This is a genomic window from Micromonospora marincola (genome assembly GCF_056150385.1).
Genome location: NZ_JAXCFT010000049.1, coordinates 1 through 1,324, shown reverse-complemented (window position 1 = coordinate 1,324; position 1,324 = coordinate 1). Strand labels below are relative to the sequence as shown.

The 1,324-nt window shown below is 69.7% G+C and carries 1 protein-coding gene; it reads left to right on the top strand.

Annotation, left to right across the window (positions count from 1 at the left end; all coding sequences use genetic code 11):
- Positions 1-248 precede the first annotated feature (248 nt).
- The gene (locus SM450_RS30990; RefSeq protein WP_474623321.1) at positions 249-1,307 is read left to right on the top strand and encodes an IS110 family RNA-guided transposase; all 1,059 of its coding nucleotides are present in this window, start codon (positions 249-251) and stop codon (positions 1,305-1,307) included.
- Positions 1,308-1,324: the final 17 nt, after the last annotated feature.

Sequence of the window (1,324 nt, the reverse complement as noted above, 5' to 3'; positions counted from 1 at the left end):
CCGCCTGACAGTGAGGATGGAGGGGTGGGGTCACCCGGCCTGGTCTGACTCACCGCCTGACCGACGTTGCTGTCCTGAAGGGGATTCGTCGGCCTGGTCCGGGTGACCCCGTTCCTGCACGTCACTGGCAGGGGCGTCGTGACCTGATAGGAGCCTGTGCAAGAGGTCCCGTCACTGTCCTGTCCGCCCGTCCCAGCGAGTGCGTGCCGACCCTGTTCGGTGCAAGCGAAAGGGACGACGGTTCCAGCATGACAGCCAAGAAGCGCAAGGTCACCGGTGGCGTGGACACTCACGGCCGGACCCATCACGCCGCCGTGGTCGATCAGACCGGACGGGAACTCGGTGATCACCAGTTCCCCGCCACCGCAGCCGGTTACCGGCAGTTGCTGGCCTGGCTGCGAACCTTTGGCACAATCGTGAAGATCGGCGTCGAGGGCACTGGCGCTTACGGTGCTGGCTTGGCCCGCTACCTGAGCACGCAGAAGATCACCGTCGTGGAGGTCGACCGGCCCGACCGCAAGACCCGGCGGACGAAGGGCAAGTCCGACCCGATCGACGCGCTCGCCGCCGCCCGCGCTGCCCTGTCCGGACAGGCCAGCGGCCTGCCGAAGACCCGCACCGGACCGGTGGAGGCGATCCGTGCCCTGCGGGTGGCCCGCAACGGTGCGGTCAAGGCCCGCACCGCCGCCATCAACCAGCTCCACGGTCTGCTCACCGCAGCCCCCGACAACCTCCGCGCCGACCTGGCAGGCCACACCGGCGTGAACCTGGTCAACCACTGCGCCAGCCTCACCCCCGACGACACCCGACTCCACGACCCCGTCGAGGCGACCAAGGCCGCCCTCACCGCGATCGCCGCCCGCATCCAGGCCCTCACCGCCGAGATCACCCTCGCCGACCGGCGACTACGCCCGGCGGTCACCCGTACCGCCCCCACCCTCAGCGCCCTGTTCGGCGTCGGACCCGACGTCGCCGGTCAACTCCTGACCACCGCCGGCGACAACCCCGACCGGCTCCGCAGCGAAGCCGCCCTGGCCCACCTCTGCGGCGCCGCACCCATCCCCGCCAGTCCAGGGCGCACCGACCGACACCGCCTCAACCGCGGCGGCGACAGAGCCGCGAACAAAGCCCTACACACCATCGCCCTCTGCCGCCTGCGCCACGACCCCCGCACCCGCGCCTACCAGGAGAAACGCACCAAACAGGGCCCCAGCAACAAAGAGATCATCCGCTGCCTCAAGCGCTACATCATCCGCGAGGTCCACACCGCCCTCCTCGCCGACTACACCGCCCTCACCACCCCTTGACATCCATAGGAGCATCC

Coding starts and splice junctions, on each gene's coding strand:
- SM450_RS30990 (WP_474623321.1), top strand. CDS start 249: ATGACAGCCAAGAAGCGCAAGGTCACCGGTGGCGTGGACACTCACGGC.